Raw genomic sequence first — 511 nt, forward strand, 5'->3', positions numbered from 1 at the left:
CGGTGGCGTCGAGCGCCCGCTCGACGCGCCCCGCCGCCCGCCGGTTGGTGACGAGCGTCGCGGCCAGGAAGCCGGCGACCGCGCCGAGGACGGTGTCCAGGACCCGGTCGCCGATCAGCTCCCCGGCCGGATGGGCGCCGCCGAACTCCAGGACCAGCAGGGCCATCGGGGTCACCGCGACGGAGCCGAGCCAGTAGTTGCGGGTGATCAGCGCCTCGGCGGCGAAGCTGAAGAAGAGGCAGCAGCAGACGAGGGCGAGCGGGCTGATCCTGGAGACCGGCAGGACGGCGGCGAAGACGAGCACGCCCAGGAGGTTGCCGAGGGTGCGCTGGAGCGCCCGGTTCCACGACAGGGTGAGGTTGGCCTGGCAGAGAGAGGCGGCGGTGACGATCGCCCAGTAGGGGCGGCCGACGCCGAGCGCGGCGCAGAGGTGACCGGCGAGCGCGCAGCCCGCCAGGGTGCGGACGGCGACCGGCAGCAGCGGCGATCCGGGGCCGATCCGGCGCAACAG

General features: G+C 74.8%; 1 protein-coding gene. It reads right to left on the reverse strand.

Features of this window, described 5'->3' with window-relative positions; translation table 11 throughout:
• Positions 1-511, reverse strand: a 511-nt coding sequence (locus CR470_RS38410; protein ID WP_143664007.1) for an FUSC family protein, incomplete at both ends; no start/stop codon positions are given.

The organism is Streptomyces sp. rh34 (assembly GCF_002551245.1).
Lineage (GTDB): Bacteria > Actinomycetota > Actinomycetes > Streptomycetales > Streptomycetaceae > Streptomyces.